We start from the raw sequence: 553 nt of genomic DNA, 5'->3' as shown, positions 1-553 counted from the left end.
ACTTCCGCGGGCGCCGTTCCGCGTCGCAGTTGGCGCATCGCGAAGGTGTGTCGAAGCTTGAAGGTTCCGCCTTCGTTGCCATCGAGACCCGCGTCCGCGAGCAACTGCCGTGTTGCCGAGTAATGGGATTGCTTGCTCCAGGGCTTGCCCGTCGCCGTTGACGGGAAAAGTATCTCGCCCGGAATCTTTCGTTCGGAGCGAACCAGGAGCCAGTGCTGCAGGAGCTCGCCGGCCCAAGGCGCAATCGGCGTTTCTCGTGCTGGCGAGTCCCCACTGGCGGGGATGGAAATCTTCCAGGGCCGATCCCGCACGCGGCCGCCGCGCGAGATTGGCGAATCGAGCGTGAGCGCGCGTACTTCTGCGGGGGTCAGTCCGCCGCCCAGGTGCAGTGCGACCGCAACGCGATTGCGAAGCTCCTGCCACGTGAACGCCGCATGGGCATCTCGCCGTGCGCCACTGACCCCGGGGCGAGGGCGCGCGTTGGACAGGAATGCGATCAGGTGCTTCGCCTCGGCCACCGAGAGATGTTCCGGCAACGGATCAGCGCTGGCTG

1 protein-coding gene is annotated in these 553 nt (G+C 66.4%); it reads right to left on the bottom strand.

Annotated features, from left to right (window positions below; translation table 11 throughout):
- Positions 1–553: tyrosine-type recombinase/integrase (locus AC1D3B_RS36235; RefSeq protein ID WP_478195479.1), on the bottom strand; the 553-nt coding region annotated here is incomplete at both ends.

The organism is Variovorax sp. P5_A3 (assembly GCF_056400665.1).
The sequence above is the reverse complement of the archived record's forward strand: the minus strand, read 5'-3'. Positions and strand labels throughout refer to the sequence as shown.